The 21,444-nt window shown below is 41.8% G+C and carries 29 protein-coding genes; 22 read left to right on the top strand and 7 right to left on the bottom strand.

The window, feature by feature from the left end; genetic code table 11:
- Positions 1-317: 317 nt before the first annotated feature.
- The 3 genes from NST34_RS20400 to NST34_RS20390 all read left to right on the top strand — a co-directional run bounded on the left by NST34_RS20400 (position 318) and on the right by NST34_RS20390 (position 3,031).
- Entirely contained in the window at positions 318-965 is a 648-nt protein-coding gene (locus tag NST34_RS20400; protein WP_076285393.1) for a FusB/FusC family EF-G-binding protein, read from the top strand.
- Positions 966-1,166: 201 nt separating this feature from the next.
- Positions 1,167-1,640, top strand: a complete 474-nt coding sequence (locus NST34_RS20395) for a MarR family transcriptional regulator (RefSeq protein ID WP_339265685.1) — start codon at positions 1,167-1,169, stop codon at positions 1,638-1,640.
- A 155-nt stretch (positions 1,641-1,795) separates the two neighbouring features.
- On the top strand, positions 1,796-3,031 hold the full coding sequence (locus NST34_RS20390; protein WP_341128657.1) for an MFS transporter: 1,236 nt from the start codon (positions 1,796-1,798) through the stop codon (positions 3,029-3,031).
- A 76-nt stretch (positions 3,032-3,107) separates the two neighbouring features.
- Here NST34_RS20390 and NST34_RS20385 read toward each other — a convergent pair whose 3' ends face one another.
- A complete protein-coding gene (locus tag NST34_RS20385) occupies positions 3,108-3,332 on the bottom strand; it encodes a hypothetical protein (RefSeq protein WP_339796863.1) in 225 nt (74 codons plus the stop codon).
- A gap of 171 nt (positions 3,333-3,503) precedes the next feature.
- Between NST34_RS20385 and NST34_RS20380 the strand changes: the two genes are divergently transcribed.
- The 7 genes from NST34_RS20380 to NST34_RS20350 all read left to right on the top strand — a co-directional run bounded on the left by NST34_RS20380 (position 3,504) and on the right by NST34_RS20350 (position 9,794).
- Positions 3,504-4,343 (top strand): DegV family protein, encoded by an 840-nt coding sequence (locus NST34_RS20380; RefSeq protein ID WP_076285397.1) that lies wholly within the window; start codon positions 3,504-3,506, stop codon positions 4,341-4,343.
- A gap of 196 nt (positions 4,344-4,539) precedes the next feature.
- Positions 4,540-5,244, top strand: a complete 705-nt coding sequence (locus tag NST34_RS20375; RefSeq protein ID WP_042189491.1) for a response regulator transcription factor — start codon at positions 4,540-4,542, stop codon at positions 5,242-5,244.
- Complete coding sequence (locus NST34_RS20370; RefSeq protein ID WP_341060232.1) at positions 5,222-6,640, top strand: sensor histidine kinase; 1,419 nt, start codon at positions 5,222-5,224, stop codon at positions 6,638-6,640. The genes NST34_RS20375 and NST34_RS20370 overlap by 23 nt, the downstream gene beginning before the upstream one ends.
- 41 nt (positions 6,641-6,681) lie before the next feature.
- On the top strand, positions 6,682-7,791 hold the full coding sequence (locus NST34_RS20365) for an AI-2E family transporter (protein WP_042189487.1): 1,110 nt from the start codon (positions 6,682-6,684) through the stop codon (positions 7,789-7,791).
- A gap of 35 nt (positions 7,792-7,826) precedes the next feature.
- On the top strand, positions 7,827-8,177 hold the full coding sequence (locus NST34_RS20360) for an Asp23/Gls24 family envelope stress response protein (RefSeq protein WP_042129003.1): 351 nt from the start codon (positions 7,827-7,829) through the stop codon (positions 8,175-8,177).
- Between the two features lie 79 nt (positions 8,178-8,256).
- A complete protein-coding gene (locus tag NST34_RS20355; protein WP_341128656.1) occupies positions 8,257-8,649 on the top strand; it encodes a hypothetical protein in 393 nt (130 codons plus the stop codon).
- Between the two features lie 128 nt (positions 8,650-8,777).
- Positions 8,778-9,794 (top strand): S66 family peptidase, encoded by a 1,017-nt coding sequence (locus NST34_RS20350; protein ID WP_341128655.1) that lies wholly within the window; start codon positions 8,778-8,780, stop codon positions 9,792-9,794.
- Positions 9,795-9,840: 46 nt separating this feature from the next.
- Here the strand turns inward: NST34_RS20350 and NST34_RS20345 are convergent, their stop codons facing one another.
- The 4 genes from NST34_RS20345 to NST34_RS20330 form a co-directional block, all read right to left on the bottom strand.
- A complete protein-coding gene (locus NST34_RS20345) occupies positions 9,841-10,125 on the bottom strand; it encodes a YxcD family protein (protein WP_339804402.1) in 285 nt (94 codons plus the stop codon).
- Positions 10,126-10,133: 8 nt separating this feature from the next.
- Positions 10,134-10,562 carry a membrane protein gene (locus NST34_RS20340; protein WP_042194151.1) on the bottom strand — a complete coding sequence of 143 codons (429 nt, stop codon included), beginning with the start codon at positions 10,560-10,562 and terminating at the stop codon, positions 10,134-10,136.
- A 201-nt stretch (positions 10,563-10,763) separates the two neighbouring features.
- Entirely contained in the window at positions 10,764-11,324 is a 561-nt protein-coding gene (locus tag NST34_RS20335; RefSeq protein ID WP_042189481.1) for a beta-class carbonic anhydrase, read from the bottom strand.
- 21 nt (positions 11,325-11,345) lie between these two features.
- Entirely contained in the window at positions 11,346-11,681 is a 336-nt protein-coding gene (locus NST34_RS20330) for an iron-sulfur cluster biosynthesis family protein (RefSeq protein ID WP_341128654.1), read from the bottom strand.
- 163 nt (positions 11,682-11,844) lie between these two features.
- Between NST34_RS20330 and NST34_RS20325 the strand changes: the two genes are divergently transcribed.
- The 9 genes from NST34_RS20325 (at position 11,845) to NST34_RS20285 (ending at position 18,306) form a co-directional block, all read left to right on the top strand.
- Positions 11,845-13,362, top strand: a complete 1,518-nt coding sequence (locus tag NST34_RS20325; RefSeq protein WP_339796846.1) for a carboxypeptidase M32 — start codon at positions 11,845-11,847, stop codon at positions 13,360-13,362.
- 56 nt (positions 13,363-13,418) lie between these two features.
- Positions 13,419-14,066 (top strand): PAQR family membrane homeostasis protein TrhA, encoded by a 648-nt coding sequence (gene trhA / locus NST34_RS20320; RefSeq protein ID WP_042189474.1) that lies wholly within the window; start codon positions 13,419-13,421, stop codon positions 14,064-14,066.
- Positions 14,067-14,215: 149 nt separating this feature from the next.
- Entirely contained in the window at positions 14,216-14,572 is a 357-nt protein-coding gene (ylxM, locus tag NST34_RS20315) for a YlxM family DNA-binding protein (protein WP_036688609.1), read from the top strand.
- Positions 14,573-14,592: 20 nt separating this feature from the next.
- Complete coding sequence (ffh, locus tag NST34_RS20310; RefSeq protein WP_076285402.1) at positions 14,593-15,978, top strand: signal recognition particle protein; 1,386 nt, start codon at positions 14,593-14,595, stop codon at positions 15,976-15,978.
- 47 nt (positions 15,979-16,025) lie between these two features.
- Positions 16,026-16,298 (top strand): 30S ribosomal protein S16, encoded by a 273-nt coding sequence (gene rpsP / locus NST34_RS20305; protein ID WP_036688604.1) that lies wholly within the window; start codon positions 16,026-16,028, stop codon positions 16,296-16,298.
- A gap of 22 nt (positions 16,299-16,320) precedes the next feature.
- Complete coding sequence (locus NST34_RS20300) at positions 16,321-16,551, top strand: KH domain-containing protein (RefSeq protein WP_042128982.1); 231 nt, start codon at positions 16,321-16,323, stop codon at positions 16,549-16,551.
- 92 nt (positions 16,552-16,643) lie between these two features.
- Positions 16,644-17,168, top strand: a complete 525-nt coding sequence (gene rimM, locus NST34_RS20295) for a ribosome maturation factor RimM (RefSeq protein ID WP_076285403.1) — start codon at positions 16,644-16,646, stop codon at positions 17,166-17,168.
- Positions 17,168-17,950 carry a tRNA (guanosine(37)-N1)-methyltransferase TrmD gene (trmD, locus tag NST34_RS20290; RefSeq protein ID WP_076285457.1) on the top strand — a complete coding sequence of 261 codons (783 nt, stop codon included), beginning with the start codon at positions 17,168-17,170 and terminating at the stop codon, positions 17,948-17,950. Before rimM ends, trmD begins: the two co-directional genes overlap by 1 nt.
- Positions 17,951-18,171: 221 nt before the next feature.
- Positions 18,172-18,306, top strand: a complete 135-nt coding sequence (locus tag NST34_RS20285; RefSeq protein WP_279306913.1) for a hypothetical protein — start codon at positions 18,172-18,174, stop codon at positions 18,304-18,306.
- Positions 18,307-18,627: 321 nt separating this feature from the next.
- Here the strand turns inward: NST34_RS20285 and NST34_RS20280 are convergent, their stop codons facing one another.
- Entirely contained in the window at positions 18,628-18,804 is a 177-nt protein-coding gene (locus NST34_RS20280; protein WP_156113147.1) for a hypothetical protein, read from the bottom strand.
- 206 nt (positions 18,805-19,010) lie between these two features.
- Here NST34_RS20280 and NST34_RS20275 point away from each other — a divergent pair, with 206 nt between their 5' ends.
- Positions 19,011-19,238: a hypothetical protein gene (locus NST34_RS20275; RefSeq protein ID WP_042189469.1), complete on the top strand. Its 228-nt coding sequence runs from the start codon at positions 19,011-19,013 to the stop codon at positions 19,236-19,238.
- 57 nt (positions 19,239-19,295) lie between these two features.
- Here the strand turns inward: NST34_RS20275 and NST34_RS20270 are convergent, their stop codons facing one another.
- Positions 19,296-20,246, bottom strand: a complete 951-nt coding sequence (locus NST34_RS20270) for a DUF4097 family beta strand repeat-containing protein (protein ID WP_341128653.1) — start codon at positions 20,244-20,246, stop codon at positions 19,296-19,298.
- Positions 20,247-20,660: 414 nt separating this feature from the next.
- Here NST34_RS20270 and NST34_RS20265 point away from each other — a divergent pair, with 414 nt between their 5' ends.
- Entirely contained in the window at positions 20,661-20,951 is a 291-nt protein-coding gene (locus NST34_RS20265; RefSeq protein ID WP_042189467.1) for a hypothetical protein, read from the top strand.
- 147 nt (positions 20,952-21,098) lie between these two features.
- Positions 21,099-21,443 carry a 50S ribosomal protein L19 gene (gene rplS / locus NST34_RS20260; RefSeq protein ID WP_042128973.1) on the top strand — a complete coding sequence of 115 codons (345 nt, stop codon included), beginning with the start codon at positions 21,099-21,101 and terminating at the stop codon, positions 21,441-21,443.
- Position 21,444: the final 1 nt, after the last annotated feature.

Here is a 21,444-nt window from a genome sequence, read left to right as displayed (position 1 = left end):
GGTTGAGGAATTGAAAGAAACTTTTGAAGCAGCTCATTGGTGAAGCACCTTCCAGAGATGATGCAGAGGTTGGCAACATGGTCTAGCCGATTCCAAACATTCCTGTTATACTTTTTTCGTGAATGTAATCGGAGGTGGTACTGTGCTAATGCTGGTTTGCCCATTAGCTAGAAGTTCCTCACGCAAAGCCTAAATTAGGGCGATACTTTGCGTGAGGTGCGATAGGATGGATGATCGCCCAAACTAAATATTATCGTTTCTAATAATGGGCTTTGCACCTTATGGATTGTTCAAAACAAATAAGGGGCTGAAGAGCAATGAATACACCATTTATTAGAAACCATCAATATAATTTTATTAAAAAACAAACAGACTTCCTTCTAAAAACACTGCGAACTGTAGCGGATCGAAGAGTCTTGGAGACGGTAAGATATCGTTCATCGTTGAATGTAGTAGAAGCTTTTTCAACACTAAGTGATAGTCAGCAGCAGTTGCTGCAACAAATATCTGCCTTTGAGACTGCATACGATTTTCAGAAGTATCTTAGTGGATTAGAGCCTTATTTAGAACCTTTTCCACAGATTACACCGAAACAGATTCAGAAGTTATTCCCTAAGAATAAGAAGCTGAAGGTACCTGATTTATCAGTAATTGATTTTCGATATATGACATATTTGAGCTGGATAGATATTGCTACCAATAAATTATTTATTGTATATCCGTTCGAAGGGCAGTTTATCGGTATTGAGGGTAGAATGACACCAATGAACAAGAAGGGGTATTGCCTGTTCTGTAATCGGCAGCAACAGCTCGCCTTCTTTACGGTCAAGACCAGGCTTGCGAAATCTTCGCCGGATGATTACTCCTCCATTGGACAATATATTTGCATAGAGAGCCAAGAATGTAATCATAGGATTACGGATACAGCAGCGCTAGAGAGATTCATTCTCTCCACTCGTGCATAATGTTAGGATTAGCAATGGCTGCTTTTGTAGGTAGCTTCAGACTATAGAGCAATAGGGTTTTGAAACGAATGATTTCCGTTTCGAAACCCTATTTTCTGTTCGTTCAATTCTGAATTAATTATTTTGAATATTGTTGAAATAGAAACAAAAAAATAATGTGATATAATATTGTTAATGCAAGAGTGGGTAGGAGGACAGGTCATGAACAAAGAAGATCAGATCCTAACGGGTGTCAGGGACCTATATAATAAGATGGTTTGGCTTAACAAAGATAAGATGGAAGAAAGTCTTAAGGGTTATACATCTTCCGAAGTACATTGTATTGAATACATTGAAAAAAATGTAGATTCCAACGTTACAAAACTTGCGGAGTCCTTTTTTATGACTCGCGGTGCTATAAGTAAATTAACTAAGAAACTCATAGAAAAAGGCCTGATCGAAAGCTACCAGAAGTCGGATAACAAAAAAGAAATCTATTTTAGGCTTACTGAGCAAGGAAAAGTAATTTATAAAATCCATGAGAACCTTCACAAAGAGTTTCAAGAGCGGGATAAAGCCGTCTTTGCGCAGATAACCGAGGAACAATTTGATAGTATGCTTAGTTTTGTGGAAAAGTATAGTAGTCATTTGGATGCGGAAATAAAGAAACAGGGTAAAGATATTAAATCGGAATAAAATTTCAATAATGAAAATGAAACCACATGCAGTCGGGCTCTATGGAGAACGGCTGCATTTTTATTGTTATTATTTTGTTGACAAGGAAACAAAATGGCGATACGATAAACATGTTTCCTAGGAATCAAAACAGTAACTTTAAGGAGTGAACATAAATGTCCATATTTAAATCACACAATGAACAGAACACAGGACAATCCGTAGATAAACACGCATTAATATTCGGTCTTATCTCTGTGTTTCTTTGCGGAATAGGCTTTAGTATCATAATGCCTGTCGTCCCATTCTTAGTGCAGCCTTATACAAGCAGTCCTGGAGAACAAGCAATAGTTGTTACGATGCTGACCTCGGTATATGCAGTCTGTGTATTTTTTGCAGCCCCCGTACTTGGAGCTTTGAGCGACAAATATGGCCGGCGTCCATTACTCTTAGTATGCCTGTTGGGTTCCGCCGTCGGGTACTTGGTTTTTGGCATAGGAGGGGCTCTATGGGTACTATTTGCTGGACGTATAATCGAAGGGATAACAGGCGGGAGCATAAGCACGATCTTTGCATATTTTGCAGACATTATTCCTTCGCAGCAGAGAACCAAATACTTCGGATGGGTAAGTGCAGTTGTAGGTGTAGGCACCGTCATTGGCCCAACGATAGGCGGATTACTTGCTAAGTTTGGTTATTCTGTTCCCTTGTATTTTGGAGCAATCATAACTTTATTGAATGTTGTTTATGGATTCTTTTTTATGCCAGAGAGCCTTGCCAAGAAGAATAGACTGAAGGAGATTACCTTTGTAAGACTGAATCCATTTTCACAGCTTGCAAACTTACTTTCCATGAAAAACTTAAATAGGCTGCTAGTCTCAGCGTTTTTACTCTGGATTCCTAACGGATCTTTACAGGCAGTATTTTCGCAATTTACGATGGATACTTTCAGCTGGAAGCCTGCACTAATCGGTCTTATGTTTTCGATTATGGGTCTCCAAGACATCATTTCACAAGGTTTGATCATGCCAAAGCTTTTGAAGAAACTTAGTGATAAACGTATAGCAATTCTTGGAATGGCTTCGGAAATTATCGGTTACAGTTTTATTGCGTTATCTGCGTTGTTCTCATTCTATCCTCTTTTTATCGCTGGAATGTTTATATTTGGCTTTGGGGATTCGATCTTTGGGCCTTCATTTAACGGGATGCTTTCCAAGTCTGTCGATTCTAGTGAACAAGGTAGGATTCAAGGAGGTAGCCAATCTATTCAGGCTTTAGCAAGAATGATTGGGCCTATCATTGGAGGTCAGATTTATGTATCACTAGGCCATGCCGCACCCGCATTTATGGGGATGATCCTTATAGCAGGAGCCATACTCGTTTTGTATAAGCGTCAGGATGTAATTATGTAAACTACCTACGTTTAAGAACATATAAAAATAGGGTTTCAGAACTCAGGGACAAGTTCTGAAACCCTATTTGTCATAGTTATTGTTTGTTTTTGGAATCTTTATTGATAACCCGTGCAGGACGAGTTACCCAGTTCGTACGATTCATCGGTTTAACTGTATCAATTCTGGTATTTGACGGTTCATTTGAAGCTTCAGTCGCTTCTGTTTCAGTAGATGTTGTAACTTCTTGATCCACGCTTTTTTTTCTTGATAGTCCTGTTCCATCATGCTTGCCTCGGTTCCATACTCTTCCCTTACTCATACATACACTCCATTTCTATACGCTTATTCATAAACCATATCATATTAGGACAAGTTAAGGAAGAATGACATAAGCACAAATTGAAGGATTTTTCAAGTTATATTGGTTACTGGAGATTTCATTTGGCGATAGCTATAATAGTACTGATATTGAAAGGAGAGTACTTATATTATGGCAATCAAGATCATAACAGATAGCGGTTCTGACCTACCCCTTGACTACATGGAGAAGTATAATGTTTCCGTGGTCCATCTACCGGTTCATTTTGGGCATGAGTTAATGCCTGCGGATACGGATACGAAAACCTTTTATGCTAAAATGAGTGAATCCAAGGAGCTACCTACTACGGCAAGTCCAAGTCCAAACCAATTCCTTGAGACATTCAGGCAAGTAGAGGAAGGTACTGACATTATGGTCATTTGTATGTCCTCTAATATTAGTAGCACTTATCAGACGGCTATGATCGCTATGGAAATGTACCAAGAAGAAGGACACACCAATGCGATAGAGGTTATAGATTCCAAGACCTTTTCTGGCGGGTTGTCGCTGATCGTGGGCCTTGCGGCGAAGTGGTCACAGACTTGTTCAAGTCTGCAGGAACTGAAGGACAAGGTGCTTCAGCAAATGGATGAAGTTCGCGCATATTTTACACTGGATACACTTGAGAATGTAATGAAGGGCGGACGTCTAAGCCGGATATCAGGAGCGGTTGCTTCCGTGCTAAATATCAAACTACTGCTTAAAATCAGCGAAGAGGGTACTGTTGAGGTAGTGGAGAAGACCCGGGGTCTTACAAAGGCATTAAACCGGCTGCTTGCGCATTTGGATGAGAAGCAGCATGACTACGAGAAGGCTGTTATCGCTATAGTACACAGTAACTGTGAGAAGCTTGCGCTTGAGATTAAAGAACGCATCTTACAAAAGCACCCGTTCAAAGAAGTTTTACTCTCAAGTATGGGACCTGTAATGGGAACCTATGCGGGTGAAGGTGGAATTGGTGTTGCTTTTTAATAGGACTCCGAGGGCGTTTATATTTGCCAGCAGATGTTCAGATTTTTGGAATTATACGATCGTACATGGGACGAGTTCCTGTGTGCGATTTTTATTTAAATATAAGAATTTGATGGATGTAATAATTTAGCTATTCTTTAGATTGCGTTTAGGTGGGTTTAATAATCGAAGATTATAGTTAGATGGGGTGATTACTGTGTATACAATTCTAATCGCAGATGATGAAGCAGAAATTGTGGAATTGTTGAGATTATATTTAGAGAAAGAGTACAACATTGTGGAAGCGAACAGTGGGACTGAAGCGTTAATGCAAGTGCAGAACCAAAAAATTGATTTAGCGATTCTTGATATTATGATGCCTGGTTTAGATGGACTGCAATTATTGAAGAAAATTCGTGAGTTCCATCATTTCCCGGTGTTGTTTTTATCTGCAAAAAGCGAACATTACGACAAAATACTGGGACTTGAACTCGGTGCCGACGATTATATTTCTAAACCGTTTAATCCATTGGAAATTGTAGCTCGTGCAGGAGCTTTACTGCGGCGGGTACATCATTTTGACGCACAGATTATTGAAGAAAAGGCAGCTGAACAAATTGTGTTGGGAGAATTGAGGCTTGATCAAAGCCAGTGTCTGCTCTATCGTTCAGGAGAACCCGTCGTTCTTACCTCTACTGAGTACAAAATTCTGGAATTAATGATGAAACAACCGGGTCGGGTCTTTACACGAAAAAAAATATATGAGGCGGTATGGGAAGATTTCTATGTGTACGAAGATAATAGTATCATGGTACATATCAGTAATATCCGGGAAAAGATCGAGGAAGATTCCAAAAAGCCGGTTTATTTAAAGACTATTAGAGGGCTGGGATACAAAATTGAAGCGCCTATGGAGCAATAGAGATCAACGACCTTTACAATCATCGCTGACGCTGGATTTTTTGTTATTCATCTGCATTTTGTTTTTTCTTGTGATTGTTTATTATTTGTTCATTAACCTTGATGTGACCCATTTGTTCGAAAAAAATAAAATCGCTGATCCTGATTTGAAGGTTGAAGCGAGTGCCTATCGAGATAATCTGGAGCATGGGATAGAAACCAAACGGCTTCTGCGTAGCGGTGGGTGGATTGAGATCTTGGGTCAAGACAAGAAGGTCATCGACGTAGTTGGAGATAAGAAGGACGATGTAACACAATATACCGACAACCAGCTCTTAAATAACCTGGAAAACGGAGAAGATCAGGCGTACTTCTACTCGTTGACTACACGTAATAATGAGAATGAATCAGAGTGGCTGCTTTTGAAAATCCCTAGAGAAGTTATCGACATTTCAATTAATAGTGATCCATTAGTTGAATACTTCAACCACTCGCTTTCATACTATGTTTTTTTAGGAGTTGGAATGGTTCTCTTGCTTATTATCGTGTACAGCTATTGGGTGGCACGAAGAATCAGGAAGCCGCTGCGTATTATTACGCTTGGTTTGAAGCAGATGATTGAAGGAAATTATGATACTCGTATCTCGCTATATGCAGAGAAAGAATTTTCGCAAATTGGGGAGACTTTTAATTATATGGCGGACGTAATTGAGAAGACAACGAAAGAAAAACGTCAAGCAGAAGAAAGTAAGAAACGCATGATGGTTGATCTTTCTCATGATCTGAAGACACCCATTACGAGTATACAGGGGTTTGCACAGGCGTTGGTTGAAGGTCGTGGTGAGGACGAAGAACGCCAGAAACGTTATTTAACCTATATCTATAATAAATCCTCGCAAGTGACCAAGCTGATTCAAAATATGGTGGAGCTACTTAAAATAGATTCCCCAGATTTTTTACTACGAATGGAGCGTCATGAATTGGGCGAGTTTATTCGTGAAATCGTTGCAGACTCCTATGGTGAGATTGAACAAAAGAACTTCATCCTGCAGCTGAATGTTCCTGAACAGGAAGTCTTCGCAAGCTTCGATGCGGAGCTACTCTCGAGCGTAGTTCATAATTTGATCTCCAATGCTTTGACCTATAACCCGCCAGGCACTCATCTGCGAGTGGAGGTTATCCCCTCGGAGAGCGAGGTTACCATTGAAATTGCAGATACCGGAGTAGGCATTCCTGAAGAGCTTTGGTCAACGCTTTTTGATCCGTTTGTTCGAGGAGATAAAGCGCGGTCAACTACAGGTGGGACGGGTCTTGGTTTATCCATTGCTATGAAAAATACAGAGAAAATGGGTGGAACGCTTCATCTCAGTCGCGGAAAGAAGGAACCAACGGTATTCACCATACGTATTCCCAAATAACGAGATGAAAGACACCCGAAAATAGAAGATAGGAGAGAACTATGGCTAAACTGAACACATTCATTCGAGTTTGTATAGCGATCCTTTTGGTGTTAGGCATCGTATTTTTAGGCTCACAAGTTAATTTTATTTTCAGTCCAATCTTGTCTTTGTTTAATGTTATTATCGTGCCCTTAATGTTGGCAGGATTTTTCTATTATTTACTCCGACCTCTAATCAATACTTTGGAGAGATATAAACTAAATCGCTCTGTTGCGATCATCATCGTATATGTGGTCATTGCATTGCTCTTGTTTGGTTTTAGTATTGGAGTATGGCCTTCACTTCGAACACAGCTAATTAATTTTGTCGATAATATGCCAAATCTGATCGCAGCGGTGAATCAGCAGTTATTGAGGCTCGAGGACAGTGGATTCTTGGCTTCTATTATCCCAGCAGATATGGATCTTGCTTCCCAATTGACTGAATATTTGAATAAAGGATTTAATCTGATTTCGAACTACGTAACGGGTCTATTCTCCTTTGTTTCAAATTTCGCGATTATTTTATTTACCTTTCCTATTATGTTGTTTTACATGCTTAAGGAAGGTGGGAAATTTGGTCGTAAGATTGTAAGTTTCTTTCCAAAGAAGTATCGTGGAGAAGGGACTACAATGATGAGTGAAATTGACAGTGCGTTAAGTGGATTCATTGTTGGTCGGGTATTAGTCAATCTGGCACTTGGTGTTCTGATGTATATTGGTTTCCTTATTATTGGACTACAGTATGCATTGTTGTTGACAGTGATTGCTGTTGTGATGAATTTTGTACCTTTCATTGGTGCAATTCTCTCCAGTATCCCAATTTTCATTATCGGATTCATCCAATCGCCGTCCATTGCAGTATGGTCCATCATCATCGTTCTTGTAGCTCAGCAAATTCAGGATAATCTGATTGCTCCCTACATTTTTGGGAAAAAGCTTGATATTCATCCGCTGACAACGATCATCTTAGTGTTGGTTGGTGGAGATATAGGCGGGATTATTGCGATATTGCTGATTATTCCATTGTATATGATTGTGAAAATCCTCTTGACCAAAGTGTATAATTTGTTTGTTAAGAACCACAGGGCAGAGTCAGAGGTAGAAGTAGAGGTAGAGGAGAGCCTTTAATATCTCTTAAATTAACAAATATGGAGGTTGTTTATATGAATGAAGGAACGGAGCAAGGATTAATTCATATCTCAGATGATGTAGTCACATCGATCGTTGGACAGGTGGTTCTGGAAACGCCAGGTATTGCCGGGATGTCAGGAAGTAATATTTCGGACAACTGGGCCAAACGTTTGGGCGGTAAAAATGTGAAAAAAGGATTGTCTGTAGAAGTGAAGGAAGTAGACGTTGCCATCGACCTGCGGGTTATTGTTAATTACGGATGTGTGATTCAAGAGGTCTGTTATATGCTGCAAAAAAATGTGCGTAATGCTGTGGAGAATATGATGGGCTTGTCCCTTGTTTCGGTAAATGTGAAAGTTGAGAAGGTAGCCCTTCCAGTATAAGGATATCTCTCAAATAGGCACCGTGATATAGGCTTCTGCATAGAATGGAGCAAATCCATTTACGGAGGTCAGAGCATCCATGTCGACATATAACACTGGGCAAGAGCAGAATGTGATTTATCAGGCCGATCCTACGGTGATCCGGCACCTGCACGGTGTCCGTGATTCCTTGCATCAATCTTGCAAGCCCTACCTAAACCATAGGGTGAATGTACAGACTTTAGATGGCTTAGTGCATGAAGGCACTATTGCCGGAGTAGATAATAAACATTTGTATTTGAACGTTGCAGTAAATGGGCAAATGACACGCGGATATTATAACCCTTACCAACCGTATCATCCGGGTCCTGGTCATGGTCATGGTCATGGTCATGGTCCGTATCCCGGCCCGGGTCCTTACCCAGGTCCTCCTAATAATAATGTGATCTTGCCGCTTGTGTTGTTCGAACTGCTGGCTATTTCTTTACTCTAAAGTTGAATTCTATTGAATAAGGGCATGTACTGGTTTTGCGATCGTACGTTGACGCGACTAGTCATGTTCTTTTTTTGTGTAATTGATGTGTACTCTTGATATAATTGCTGTAATACTGGAGGTGTCATATGATTAAATATCCGATTTTGAACAAGAATGCGACAATAGGGGTAACAGCACCTTCATCTGGAGTAGGCGCTCAAAATGCAGAGTTAATTAAGTTGGCTTCAAGTCGTTTGGAATCTAAAGGATTTAATATGATTTGTGGAGATACGGTATGGACGCAAGAGAAGGCTAAATCGGCACCGGCCAAAGTTCGTGCTCAGGAGTTTAACGAGATGATGAGCGCTGAGCATATTGATATCCTTATTCCGCCTTGGGGCGGGGAGCTGTTAATTGAGGTTCTTGAGTTTATTGATTTTGATACCATGAAGGACAAATGGATCTTAGGTTATTCAGATATTAGCGTGCTGTTGCTTGCAGTTACTTTAAGAACAGGGATTGCCACGGCCCACGGGACTAACCTTGTTGATTTAAGAGGAGAGTATTCAGATGATACCACAGCCATGTGGGAAGCGGTTCTAGAGACGAAAGCAGGGGATTCTATTGTCCAGCATTCATCGCTTAAATATCAGGGGGAATGGCAACATGATGCTCCTACGCCTTATGTATTTCACTTGACAGAAGATACCCGTTGGAAGACAGTATCCTCTGGTCCTGTAACTATGAAAGGGCGTCTGCTAGGGGGATGTATAGATGTAATTAGGCATCTGATTGGCACACCATTTGGCAATCTGCGGCATTTCCAAGAACAAATGATTAACAATGAACCGATCCTATGGTATTTGGAAAACTGCGAACTGAATACGGTTGATGTACGTAGGTCATTAGTTCAGATGAAGCTAGCAGGTTGGTTTGAGAATTGTTCTGGCATTATGTTTGGCAGAAGTCCTGCTAATCGACCAGTAGAGAACTACACGGTCGAAGACATCTACGCAGAGCTTTCTGAGGAACTCCAGGTACCTATTGTGTATGATATCGATTGTGGTCATATTCCACCGCAAATTACGCTTATTAACGGTGCGTATGCTGAAGTTGATGTGACGGACGGAGTAGGAACGGTAAAGCAATTTTTCTATGAATAAATGCATACAAAAAAAGGGACAACCATTTGGGTTGTCCCTTTTACTATTAGTTCTGTGTATTTACAATTGCAGTGATTTCCTCATCCAGGTCTAGCCTTACATCTTCGCGGTATGCACGAATGCCATATTCGCTAAGCATGTAACGTAGAATCGCCTCGATCATGTTGGACTCAACTAAATATTGACTACGTCCCTGTACCCAAACCTCAGCAGAGTATCCGGTGTCTTCTTCCCAGCTCAGTTCTACTTGAACATCTTCAGGGCGAACCGCTTTACGTTCAGCCATGTGTAGGCAGAGGGCATTGATGATCTCATCCATGCTAAGAACCATTGTTGACATTAGTAACGACCACCTTGATCTTCTAAGCGGCGACGTTCTTTTCTGCGACGGAAGAAGGACATCACCAGCATTACGAGCACATAGATAGCAAGCATATTAATGACGAATCCTAGAATGTTACCGAAGGCACCCATACCGGCGAACATTCCGCCGAACAGTAACCCAGCCAAACCACCGATCATCATACCTTTCATTAAGCCGCCACCGCTGAAGAATCCCCGTTTCGTATTCGCAGTAGATCCTGCTGTGGAACTTTTAGTGCTATCGCTTTTCCTTACGTTATCGGTTGTTGATTTTTTTGGAGTTGTTGAATAACTACGAGTGCCGGATTTAAATCCGCCACCACCTCGCTTCGCATCCACAAAGTTCGGGGTAGCTACGGCGAAAAATAGAGTAAAGGCCATTACAATCATCATTACGCGTTTCATTGGTTTCATTTAGTACGAAAACCCTCCTGTGAGTATGAATTTGTGTGCATGTTCAGTATTACGCAGCTAGTCCTACTAGGTTTCAATTTTTATTTAAAATATAAGAAAGTATATGCTTGTCATAATTTATACTTTTTTAATCAGAAAAAAAGCGTGGATCCAGGATCCACGCAATTAGCAGATAGAAGGTAGTTACTTAAATCATTTATACCCATCAACGACAAGCTCAAGCGCTCCGGTAGCCGGATCGATGATCATGCCATGCACTGGTACATTTGGGGGTAGTAATGGATGCTTATTGATCAGATTCACAGTTTGGGATACCCCTTCTTGGATATTGTCAAACCCGCGTAACCACTTGGTAAGCTTGATCCCGGAATTCTCCAGCGTGTTTAGCACCTCTTCGGATACTCCGCGTTCTTTTATGGAATTGATCATATGATCTGCATTGAGGGAAGCCATACCGCATTCATAGTGCCCAACAACGATAACTTCCTCCGCGTCAAGTTCATATAACGCAACCATGACACTACGCATAACACTACCAAAGGGCTGAGAAATAACCGCTCCGGCATTTTTGATGATTTTGACATCACCGTTCTTAAAGTTCATCGCTTTTGGTAATAGTTCAACCAGACGGGTATCCATACAAGTGATAATCAACATTTTTTTATCTGGATAGCGACTTGTTAAATATGCTTCGTACTCTTTATTCTCTACAAAACTCTTATTAAAGTTAATAATATCGGATACATGGCTCATGGCTGTTTTTCCTCCCTAAAATCACTGAATTGTACTTACATTACGCATATCTCTTACCAGGATATTTTTTCCGTAAATCTGTGAATCACTGTCTAGCTTAAAGGAAGAGAATCTTTCCTCGGCATCCAGACGCATCTTGTCCTCATAAAAGATTTCCTGCTGGCGGCTTACGATAAAGGGAAGGGAATCACTTTCAATCCTGGAATCGCCGTCCTCCACTTCTGAAACAATTAGTAATACATTAATTCCGTCACACCCGCAGCCTTCCGTATCATAAAAGAGCTTGAAAAATCCTGGCCGATCTTCAAGCCTTTCCTTCAACTTCCTTTCTGCGAGAGGTGTAACTTGAATCATCATAGCCTGTTCACGCTCCTTTGAATTTTGTGCGAAGCAAGATCTGCTTCTTATGTAACCCATTGAATATTTTAAATTAGAGATGTAATCTCTGAAGTTGATTATACTCATTCAAAAAAGTATCATCAAGAGGAGTCGGCAAAACAGAGAAAGCAGGTGTAATAAAATGGAACAGCAAGTGAAGGAACAGTGGGAGAAATTTAGCGAGTTATTATCAAAAATAAGTGGATATTCAGAGGCCATAGAATTACTTCACTGGGATTTACGCACCGGTGCGCCACGTAAGGGAGTGGAGGTTCGTTCGGGTACGATAGGGATGCTGAGTGGAGAACTGTTCAGACTCGGAATTTCGGAGGAGATGGGAGATTTTACAGCATTTTTTACCCGTCCTGAAGTGATTTCCCAGCTATCACATGATCAGAAGAAGATCGTTACCGATTGCCGTAAAGAATATGAGCGCAGCAAGAGCATCCCTTCCAAAAGATTTGAGGAGTACGCTGTCCTGTCCGCACATTCCCAAACCATCTGGGAAGAAGCCAAGGAGAACGATGATTTTGCTACTTTTGAACCTTACTTAAGCAAGATAGTTGCTCTAAAGCAAGAATTTATCGATTATTGGGGTGTAAAAGGAACGCGGTACGATACGCTTCTTGATATGTATGAGCCTGATCTTACGGTAGAAAAAGTGGATGAAGTATTCAGCCGCCTGCGCAGCCGTTTGGTACCATTGGTAGAAGCTATCGCTGCTTCGCCCAATAAACCAGACACAAGCTTCTTACAGCAGATCTTCCCTAAAGAACAGCAGGAAAAGTTCGGCAACTTTATTTTAGAGCAAATGGGCTACGATTTTGACGCAGGTCGTTTAGATGAGAGTGTGCATCCTTTTGCAACAGGATTGAATCCAGGCGACGTTCGTATTACAACCGCTTATCTGCTTGATAATGTGACTAGTGCCATATTCAGCTCACTACATGAAGGTGGACATGCGCTTTATGAGCAAAATATCAGCAAGGATTTTGTTGGAACACCACTGGCACAAGGTGCATCGATGGGGATTCATGAATCTCAGTCGAGACTATGGGAGAACATGATCGGACGCAGCCGGGCTTTCTGGCAACGTTATTACGGGGATCTTCAACAACAATTCCCGGAACAGCTTGCAAATGTGGAGTTGGAAGATTTCTACCGGGCGATCAACAGCGTGGAGAACTCATTTATCCGGATCGAAGCAGATGAGCTTACATACAATCTGCACATTATCGTGCGTTATGAGATCGAGAAGCTTATTTTTAATGAAGGCCTTTCTGTAAAAGACTTGCCTCAAGTATGGAATGCTAAGTATCAAGAGTATCTGGGTATTACTCCGCCATCTAACGCACTTGGTGTGCTGCAAGATGTCCATTGGTCTGGCGGGGATTTCGGATACTTTGCTTCCTACTCCTTAGGTAATATGTACGCTGCACAGATTCTGAATACACTTCGCAAAGAGTTACCGGAGTTTGATGAGTTAATTGCTGCAGGGAACCTGTTACCTATTAAAGAGTGGCTAACCGATAAGATCTATCGTTTCGGCAATAGCTTAACGCCTTCACAAATTATTGAGCAAGTAACGGGGGAACCACTGAGTCCAGATTATTTAGCTGATTATTTAGAAGCGAAGTATACGGAGATTTACAAACTGTAATCCAGTAGGGTACGCGTGGTATAATAGAAAGAAAGCTTAGACGGAAGGATATGGATATGGCAAATACTCACACCTACAGCCGGAGAGAAGAAGTCGCGAATGCGATTACGCACGGGATTGGAACGGTATTAAGCGTGGCTGCACTTGTTCTGCTTGTTGTTTTTGCAAGTCTGAAAGGAACGACATGGCATGTGGTCAGCTTCTCCATCTATGGAACGACAATGCTGCTTCTGTATCTGAATTCAACACTAGTGCATAGTCTCAAAGAGGGTAAGGCGAAGGATTTGTTCGAATTTTTCGATCATTCCGCTATTTATCTGTTTATTGCTGGCACGTATACCCCCTTTTTGTTAGTCGCCATTCGGGGAACGCTTGGATGGAGTTTGTTCGGCGTTATTTGGGGAATCGCAGTGTTCGGCGTTTTCTTCAAGGCATTTTTTGTTAAAAAGTTTCTGTTCATGTCCACCATATTCTACATCGCAATGGGCTGGCTGATTGTAATCGCTTGGAACCCTCTTTCGGCTGTTGTAGCAGACGGAGGAATGATCCTGCTGATGGCTGGAGGTATACTCTATACATTAGGTACTGTTTTTTATGTATGGAGAGGGTTTCCATACCATCATGCGATTTGGCATGTATTTGTCCTTGCGGGTAGTGTCACACACTTCTTCGCCGTATTGATTTATGTACTGCCGATCCAATAATTTCAAGCGAATTTATTGCGTGAAAAAGGGATTTTTAATAAAGAAAGAGATGACAAGCAAAAATGCTTGACATCTCTCTTTCTTTTAGGTATCATAAGGGACGTTGTGAAGGTGTAAAGTGTTTTTCCTTGACGAAGGGAGTGCCCTTAATGAGTCAGGAGAATAGGCTCGAGAAAACGAATCGTATCAATCTGCTTTTTGCCTTTTATGAACGGCTGCTTACAGATAAGCAGCAAACGTTTCTTAAATATTATTTTCACGACGATTTTTCCTTGGGAGAGATTGCCGCTGAATTTGAAATCAGCCGCCAAGCCGTTTATGAACATATTAAACGGGCGGAGCAAGTCCTAGAAAATTATGAAGAAAAACTTGGTTTATTAGTGAAGCATGAGAGTCGTACCAAATATTTAGAAGAACTGCGCAGACTGCCGGAGAATGGGATGCTGCCTGAGCAATATAAACTTCGGTTCGCGGAGATCGTGGATCGCTTGCAGAGGTTAGAGTAGCATGAAGGGAGAAACTGCATATGGCGTTTGAAGGTTTAACCGGAAGATTGCAGAATGTGTTCAGCAAGCTGCGCGGTAAAGGTAAAGTATCCGAAGATGACGTAAACGAAGCTATGCGCGAAGTACGGTTGGCCCTTCTGGAAGCCGACGTTAACTTCAAGGTAGTTAAAGAATTCGTGGCTAAGGTGAAAGAAAAGTCTATTGGCACAGAAGTGATGGACAGCTTTACACCTGGGATGGTCATTATCGACATCGTTAACAAGGAACTAACCGAGCTGATGGGCGGAAGCCAAGCGAAGCTGGCCAAGTCGAACAAGCCACCAACTGTCATTATGATGACGGGTTTACAAGGGGCGGGTAAGACAACCACTTCGGGTAAGCTGGCGAAGCTGTTACAGAAGGGCAATCATCGTCCATTGCTTGTTGCGGCAGATATTTATCGCCCTGCTGCGATCAAACAGCTTCAAGTACTTGGAGAACAAATTAAAGTTCCAGTATTCTCGCTAGGTGATCAGACTAGTCCGGTAGAGATTGCCAGACAAGCTGTACAACATGCGAAGGATAACGGACTTGATTATGTAATTATTGATACTGCAGGCCGCCTGCACATTGATGAAGAATTGATGGAAGAACTGAAGCAGATTCACAACATTGTAAATCCTGATGAAGTTCTGTTAGTAGTAGATGCAATGACCGGTCAAGACGCCGTGAACGTAGCTGAGAGCTTTAATAAGCAGCTTGAGCTTACAGGGGTTGTATTGACGAAGCTTGACGGCGATAGCCGCGGTGGTGCTGCGCTATCCGTCAAAGCCGTAACTGGTTGCCCGATCAAATTCGCTGCGCTAGGTGAGAAGATTGACGCATTGGAGCCGTTCCATCCGGAACGTATGGCTTCGCGGATTTTGGGTATGGGTGACATGTTGTCGCTGATTGAGAAAGCTCAAGCGAACATTGACACTGATAAAGCTAAGGAAATGGAACGTAAGATGCGCAATGCAGAATTTACGTTTGATGATTTCCTTGAGCAAATGGATCAGGTGAAGAAGCTTGGCCCGATCGATCAAATTCTTGACATGCTGCCTGGCATGAACAAAGCCAAGGGCATTAAGGATTTGAAGGTTGACGACAAGCAAATGGGTCGCGTTGAAGCCATAGTTCATTCTATGACTAAGACGGAAAAGCGTCAGCCCGAAATCATCAACCATAACCGCCGCAAGCGTATTGCTGCTGGTAGCGGAACTTCGGTTGCCGAGGTCAACCGTCTCATTAAGCAATTTGATGAGATGCGTAAGATGATGAAGCAATTCTCAGGCATGATGGGCGGAGGCGGCAAAGCCTCTAAGAAGAATGCGATGAAGCAGCTTAAAGGTCTAGGTGGAAAAGGTATGAAGTTCCCTTTTAAATGATCTTGCTGTTCTAATATCTCGAAACTATTATAAGGAGGTGATTTTTCGTGGCAGTACGTATTCGTCTGAAAAGAATGGGAGCGCATAAAGCGCCTTTCTATCGTGTAGTGGTTTCCGATTCCCGGTCCCCTCGTGACGGTCGTTTTATCGAGGAAATCGGTTATTATAATCCGATTGAACAACCGGCAGTAGTTAAGATCGATGAGGAAAAAGCTCTTAAATGGCTTCAAACAGGTGCGCAAGCATCTGATACAGTACGCAACTTGCTTTCCAAAGCAGGCGTAATGAAGAAGTTTCATGAGCTTAAGCAACAGAAATAATGACTGATTGCGAGGGTCCTCTATGGAAGAATTAGTTGGAGTAATTGCTAAGGCTTTAGTGGATCATCCAGAAGATGTGACGGTACGAGCGGTGGAGAAGGATCACCTAATTGTCTATGAACTGTCCGTACATCCTGATGATGTTGGAAAGGTCATTGGCAAACAAGGAAGGATCGCTAAGGCGCTCCGTACAGTAGTCACATCTGCAGCAGTCAAGAGCGATAAACGCGTAACTGTAGATATTTTATCTTAAATGATGCGTACAATGAGGGGCTAGGGATAGTATATCCCGGCTCCTTTTTGTTCAAATATAGATTAGATGAAGCTTGTAAAGGAGAGGGTTGTATGACAGAAGAGTTAACCGTAGGCAGACTTGTGAATACGCATGGTATTCGCGGGGAGATTAAAGTACTATCCCATACCGATTTCCCTGATGTTCGTTTTGCTGCAGGTAAGAAGCTGCAGGTGATCCCTGCAGATGGCAGTTCTAAATTCGAAGTAACTGTAGAATCCGCTCGTGAGCACAAGGGTATGTTCATCATTAAGCTCAAAGGGTATACGAACATCAATGAAGTGGAAAAATATAAAGGAAGCCTCCTGAAGGTTCCGAGTAATGATCTGGTGGATCTCCCTGAGAACGAATACTACTTCCACCAAATCGTCGGTTGTGAGGTATACACGGATGAAGATGAAAACAAACCTCTCGGTACGATTACAGAAATCTTACAGCCTGGTGCGAATGACGTATGGGTTGTTAAGCCTGCAAAAGGACAAGACATTCTAATTCCTGTAATCAACGATGTAGTCCTGAATGTGGATATAGAAGCCAAACGAATTGTTGTCCATTTGATGGAAGGGTTATTGCCATGATGAGAATTGATGTGCTTACGCTCTTTCCGGAAATGTGCGAAGGCGTATTCAGCACAAGCATTCTTGGTAAAGCACGTGAAAAAGGAATCGTCTCCTTAAATGCTGTGAACTTCCGTGATTTCTCGGGAAATAAGCATAATAGTGTGGATGATACACCGTATGGCGGTGGCGGGGGTATGGTGCTCAAGCCTGATCCGATTTTTAATGCAGTCGAGCATGTGCTTGGTATTACACCGAACGAGGAAGATCACAATCGATCTGATGAAGTGGTTTCTGTGAAACCACGTATCATCCTTATGTGCCCACAAGGAAAAACTTACAATCAGAAGATTGCAGAGGAACTGGCGCAAGAGCAGCACCTAATCTTCATATGTGGGCATTATGAGGGATATGATGAGCGGATTCGTGAGCATCTGGTAACTGATGAACTTTCAATGGGTGATTACGTGCTAACAGGTGGAGAGCTGCCTGCGTTGACGGTTATAGATTCCATAGTCCGGCTTCAGCCAGGAGCACTTGGAAATGAAACCTCTGCGATATCTGACTCGTTCAGCACTGGACTGCTAGAATATCCACACTACACACGTCCTGCCGAGTTTCGCGGCTGGAAGGTACCGGATATTTTGCTGAGTGGTCATCATGCTAACATCGACATATGGCGGAGAGAGCAAGCACTGCTGCGCACGTTGGAACGCAGACCGGACCTGCTTGAGACTGCAGAACTTACATTGAAAGACAAAAAGACACTGGAACGTCTAAGAAATGTGGACAAACCGGAGTGATAATTTAATGAAACAGGTATATTTGACGTCTTTTTAACGTATCTTACGTTGAGGAGGCGTTTTTGTTATGTGTACCTGAGAACAAATAAAATAATAGTTTTCAAAATAATATGAGTATTGGTGCGTTAAAAGCTTCTTTTTAGGGTAATGAATAGAGGTGCCGCACTAATATATGCAGCTGATAACGCAGCAAGCTTAACTATTGAAGGGAATGAACTGAAGTGACTACGAAGACGCATGAAGAATTCAAGCCTAACGTGGACACAATCCACAAGGAAGCGGAGCCGCTCCGCACCGTGAATGATATTATCGATTTTTATACAAATCGCAATTCCCATTCGCCATTTAAAGAGTGAACATATAGGATTGAATGTTAGGGATTGATTGTTAGGCTTAATAAAACCATTAGATACAGTGAATTTTGTGTTCGCTGTCGCTAATGGTTTTATTCTTTTAGAAGGTAACAAAGCTTGAATCCTATTACTCCGGTTAAACTGTAAATAACCACTTTCCGATGAGATCTAGTATCTCAGCGAAAAGTGGTTATTTTTGAAATTATAAGAAAGTATAAGTTTCACGATATACTTTATTCTTATAATTCTCGCACAAACGCTTACCGTCCTTAAAAGGACGCCGTAGGCGTTTTAGCTTGCTATAAAAGTTCGTGGAGGCACATGTTATTCTTTACGTAAGATTTTGTGTACTCCTGTAAGGAGTGAGTACAGCGCAACACATACGAGAACAGTAACAGCCCATGCGTAGTTGCGAACGGTGTAAGTAAGTGAAGCTAAAATAACGAAAATGGTGATACGCAGTACGCCTTCTTTAATAAACTGTTTTCTTTCTACATTCATGAGATTGGCCTCCTCGAATGGATGGGATATTGCGGACTGCTAGCCGTAGATAGGTCTTACATTATCTATAGCCTTGAGGAATACGAAAGATACAAGGATCGAAAAAAGTAAATATTGACCCAAAGTCCGACCTATGTAAGTTCGCCGTTACCGACCTGTACTCCTACACATAGATTATATCATTACGAACAAGGAGGAGTACACTAGTGGAAGCTTATTATAATTGTTTGCGTTGTAAGGATAGAAGGGTGCGGATTCTGACTAGAGACGGTAGACAGCATGAAGGCGTTATTACAGATGTAGACAGATACAATGTTTACTTAAGAACTGACAATGGTTCTGTGCATACTTCTGCTTTTTGGGGAAATTCTTTTGCCGGAAATCAGATCTTAACTTTAAGTTTATTCACTCTGCTAGCCATCGCATTAATCTAATCGTTAGGAACCAAAAACAGACCGCCCGATTATCCCGGACGGTCTGTTTACTGCTGATTACTGTACTGTAATTGCACCTATATTTGAGCTTAGGGACAATAAGGGGCCGCCCCCATTGATATCGGTCTTTCCGCCTTCTACACCTTTGATTTGCCCGAGATCACTATTGGCTTCTAAGCTGCATTTCATACCATCGGCTAGGACAGCACTGAGGCTGCCGACCTCTGTTTTGGCTTTTAGGCTGCTATCATCCTTCATCCCTGCTATATCCATTCGTATGCTGCCAGTATCGGATTCTATAGTGGATTTGCCAGTGATTTTAGCTCTTTCAATATTGATCGCTCCAACGTTGCTGACGATTTGATAATTCCCCTCTAGATTGTGAAGACGAATTTGACCTACGTTATTTGTGATTTTATATTTATTCATGCTGGCGGGGAGCTCTATATTATAGCTTATGCTAAAATCTGAATATCCATATTTGTCTTGCGCCCATGTCCATAAGTCCTTTTTAGGACTTGATTTGGAATGCGTGGACACCTTCAACGTATCACCACTGACCTCTACTAAAACTTCAGCATCATCCATAATCTTTTGACGGTCAGACGCATGGAGAGAGCTGTTGTGGGCTGAGATCGTTGCATTTACATGGATCAGATCTCCTGTAACAGCTGTAACTTCTATTTCTCCTACTGCATTGTCCATGCTGAGTACGGATGCTGAACCGATCGCTTGAGATACGGAGAGTTCTTTGCTAATGCTGTCTGCTTTAACTTCGTCAACTACCTTAGTAGCTGTTTCCTCAACGGCTTGCTGCACAGTTGCAGCTGCTTTTCCTAGCTCTTGCTTGACAACTTCACCAATGTTCTGGTGCACATCCTCAGAAATACTCTTTTCAACCTCATTTTTGGCAGATTGTCTGCCTGGTAATTCAGTGCAACCCGCCAAAAGTACGATAGATAATACGGCTACTGCTGCTAATACACTATTATTATTCCTTTTCCTCATTGAAAAAACTCCTCCTCATATATGGGTGTATGTGATTTGACATATGTGATTTCGTTATGTACTTCTGTAAGTATAGCTTATGGAATTTATCTGTAAAAACGGCTGGAGGCGGGTTATTATACTGGACCAAAGACTAGGTCTCAAAAGTGTTCACTACACTTCGATTTTTAATTGTGCTAAAATAAATGAAAGATCACTCGCTGAATAAATACGGTACGGGTACATATTTAAAAGGGCGCGGAAATCCTCATATAGAACCTTCAGCAGCAACTGGAAATCGCTTTTTTCGGATAGAAGTGCATAGGTGTGCTAAGGCTACATTGTATACAGATATAGACCGTTACCTCACTTGCAGAACAGGGCGGTCTTTTTACTTTCTTTCTTTAATAAATCCTGAAGGGTGGAGGGAGCCAAATGAAATATGTAGCCATTTTGCTTGCCTTAGTAGTTTTGACAGGCGTATATTTTTTAGTCTGGAAACGGAAAATAAATACCACAAAAAATTATCCGCGTACCACTCAGAGCAATGTAATCTCAATGGATAGTCATCGTAAAGCCAAACAAAGCCCAGGGGAGCAGCCTTGCTCTTCTTGTAAGAAGAAGAATGGAAAGCTAGTCTTCTATGCACAAGATAATGGAACTGTGGTTGGTCTTTGTAAAGATTGCCAATCGAAGGCGAAAAAAAGAGATATGCTACCGCTTTAAATAGAAAAAATAAGTTGTATTAGCCCGTCCTTTATGGTATTATTATCTCTGTTGTGTGGAATACGGTGGTCCGCTGCGGATAATGAGGGAGAGCAAAGATCTCTCCGGAAGAGGCAAGAACACCTGTACGGAAGGAGGAAGTCCTTAATGAATATCCTACAAGCTATTACGCAAGAGCAACTTCGTAAAGATATCCCGAGTTTTCGCCCGGGTGACACTTTGAAGGTGCATGTAAAAGTAATCGAGGGAACTCGTGAGCGTATCCAGTTGTTCGAAGGCGTTGTAATCAAACGTCGTGGCGGTGGAATCAGTGAGACTTTTACGGTTCGTAAAATTTCTTACGGTGTTGGTGTGGAAAGAACATTCCCAATCAACTCGCCTAAAATCGAGAAAATCGAAGTGGCTCGTCGTGGTAAAGTGCGTCGTGCTAAACTTTATTATCTTCGTGAACTACGTGGTAAAGCAGCGAGAATTAAAGAAATTCGTCGCTAGA

Origin of the sequence: Paenibacillus sp. FSL H7-0714, assembly GCF_038003765.1 — a bacterium.
Taxonomy (GTDB): domain Bacteria; phylum Bacillota; class Bacilli; order Paenibacillales; family Paenibacillaceae; genus Paenibacillus_AQ.
Note: the sequence above shows the minus strand (reverse complement) of the source record. Positions and strands in the feature narration are given on the sequence as shown.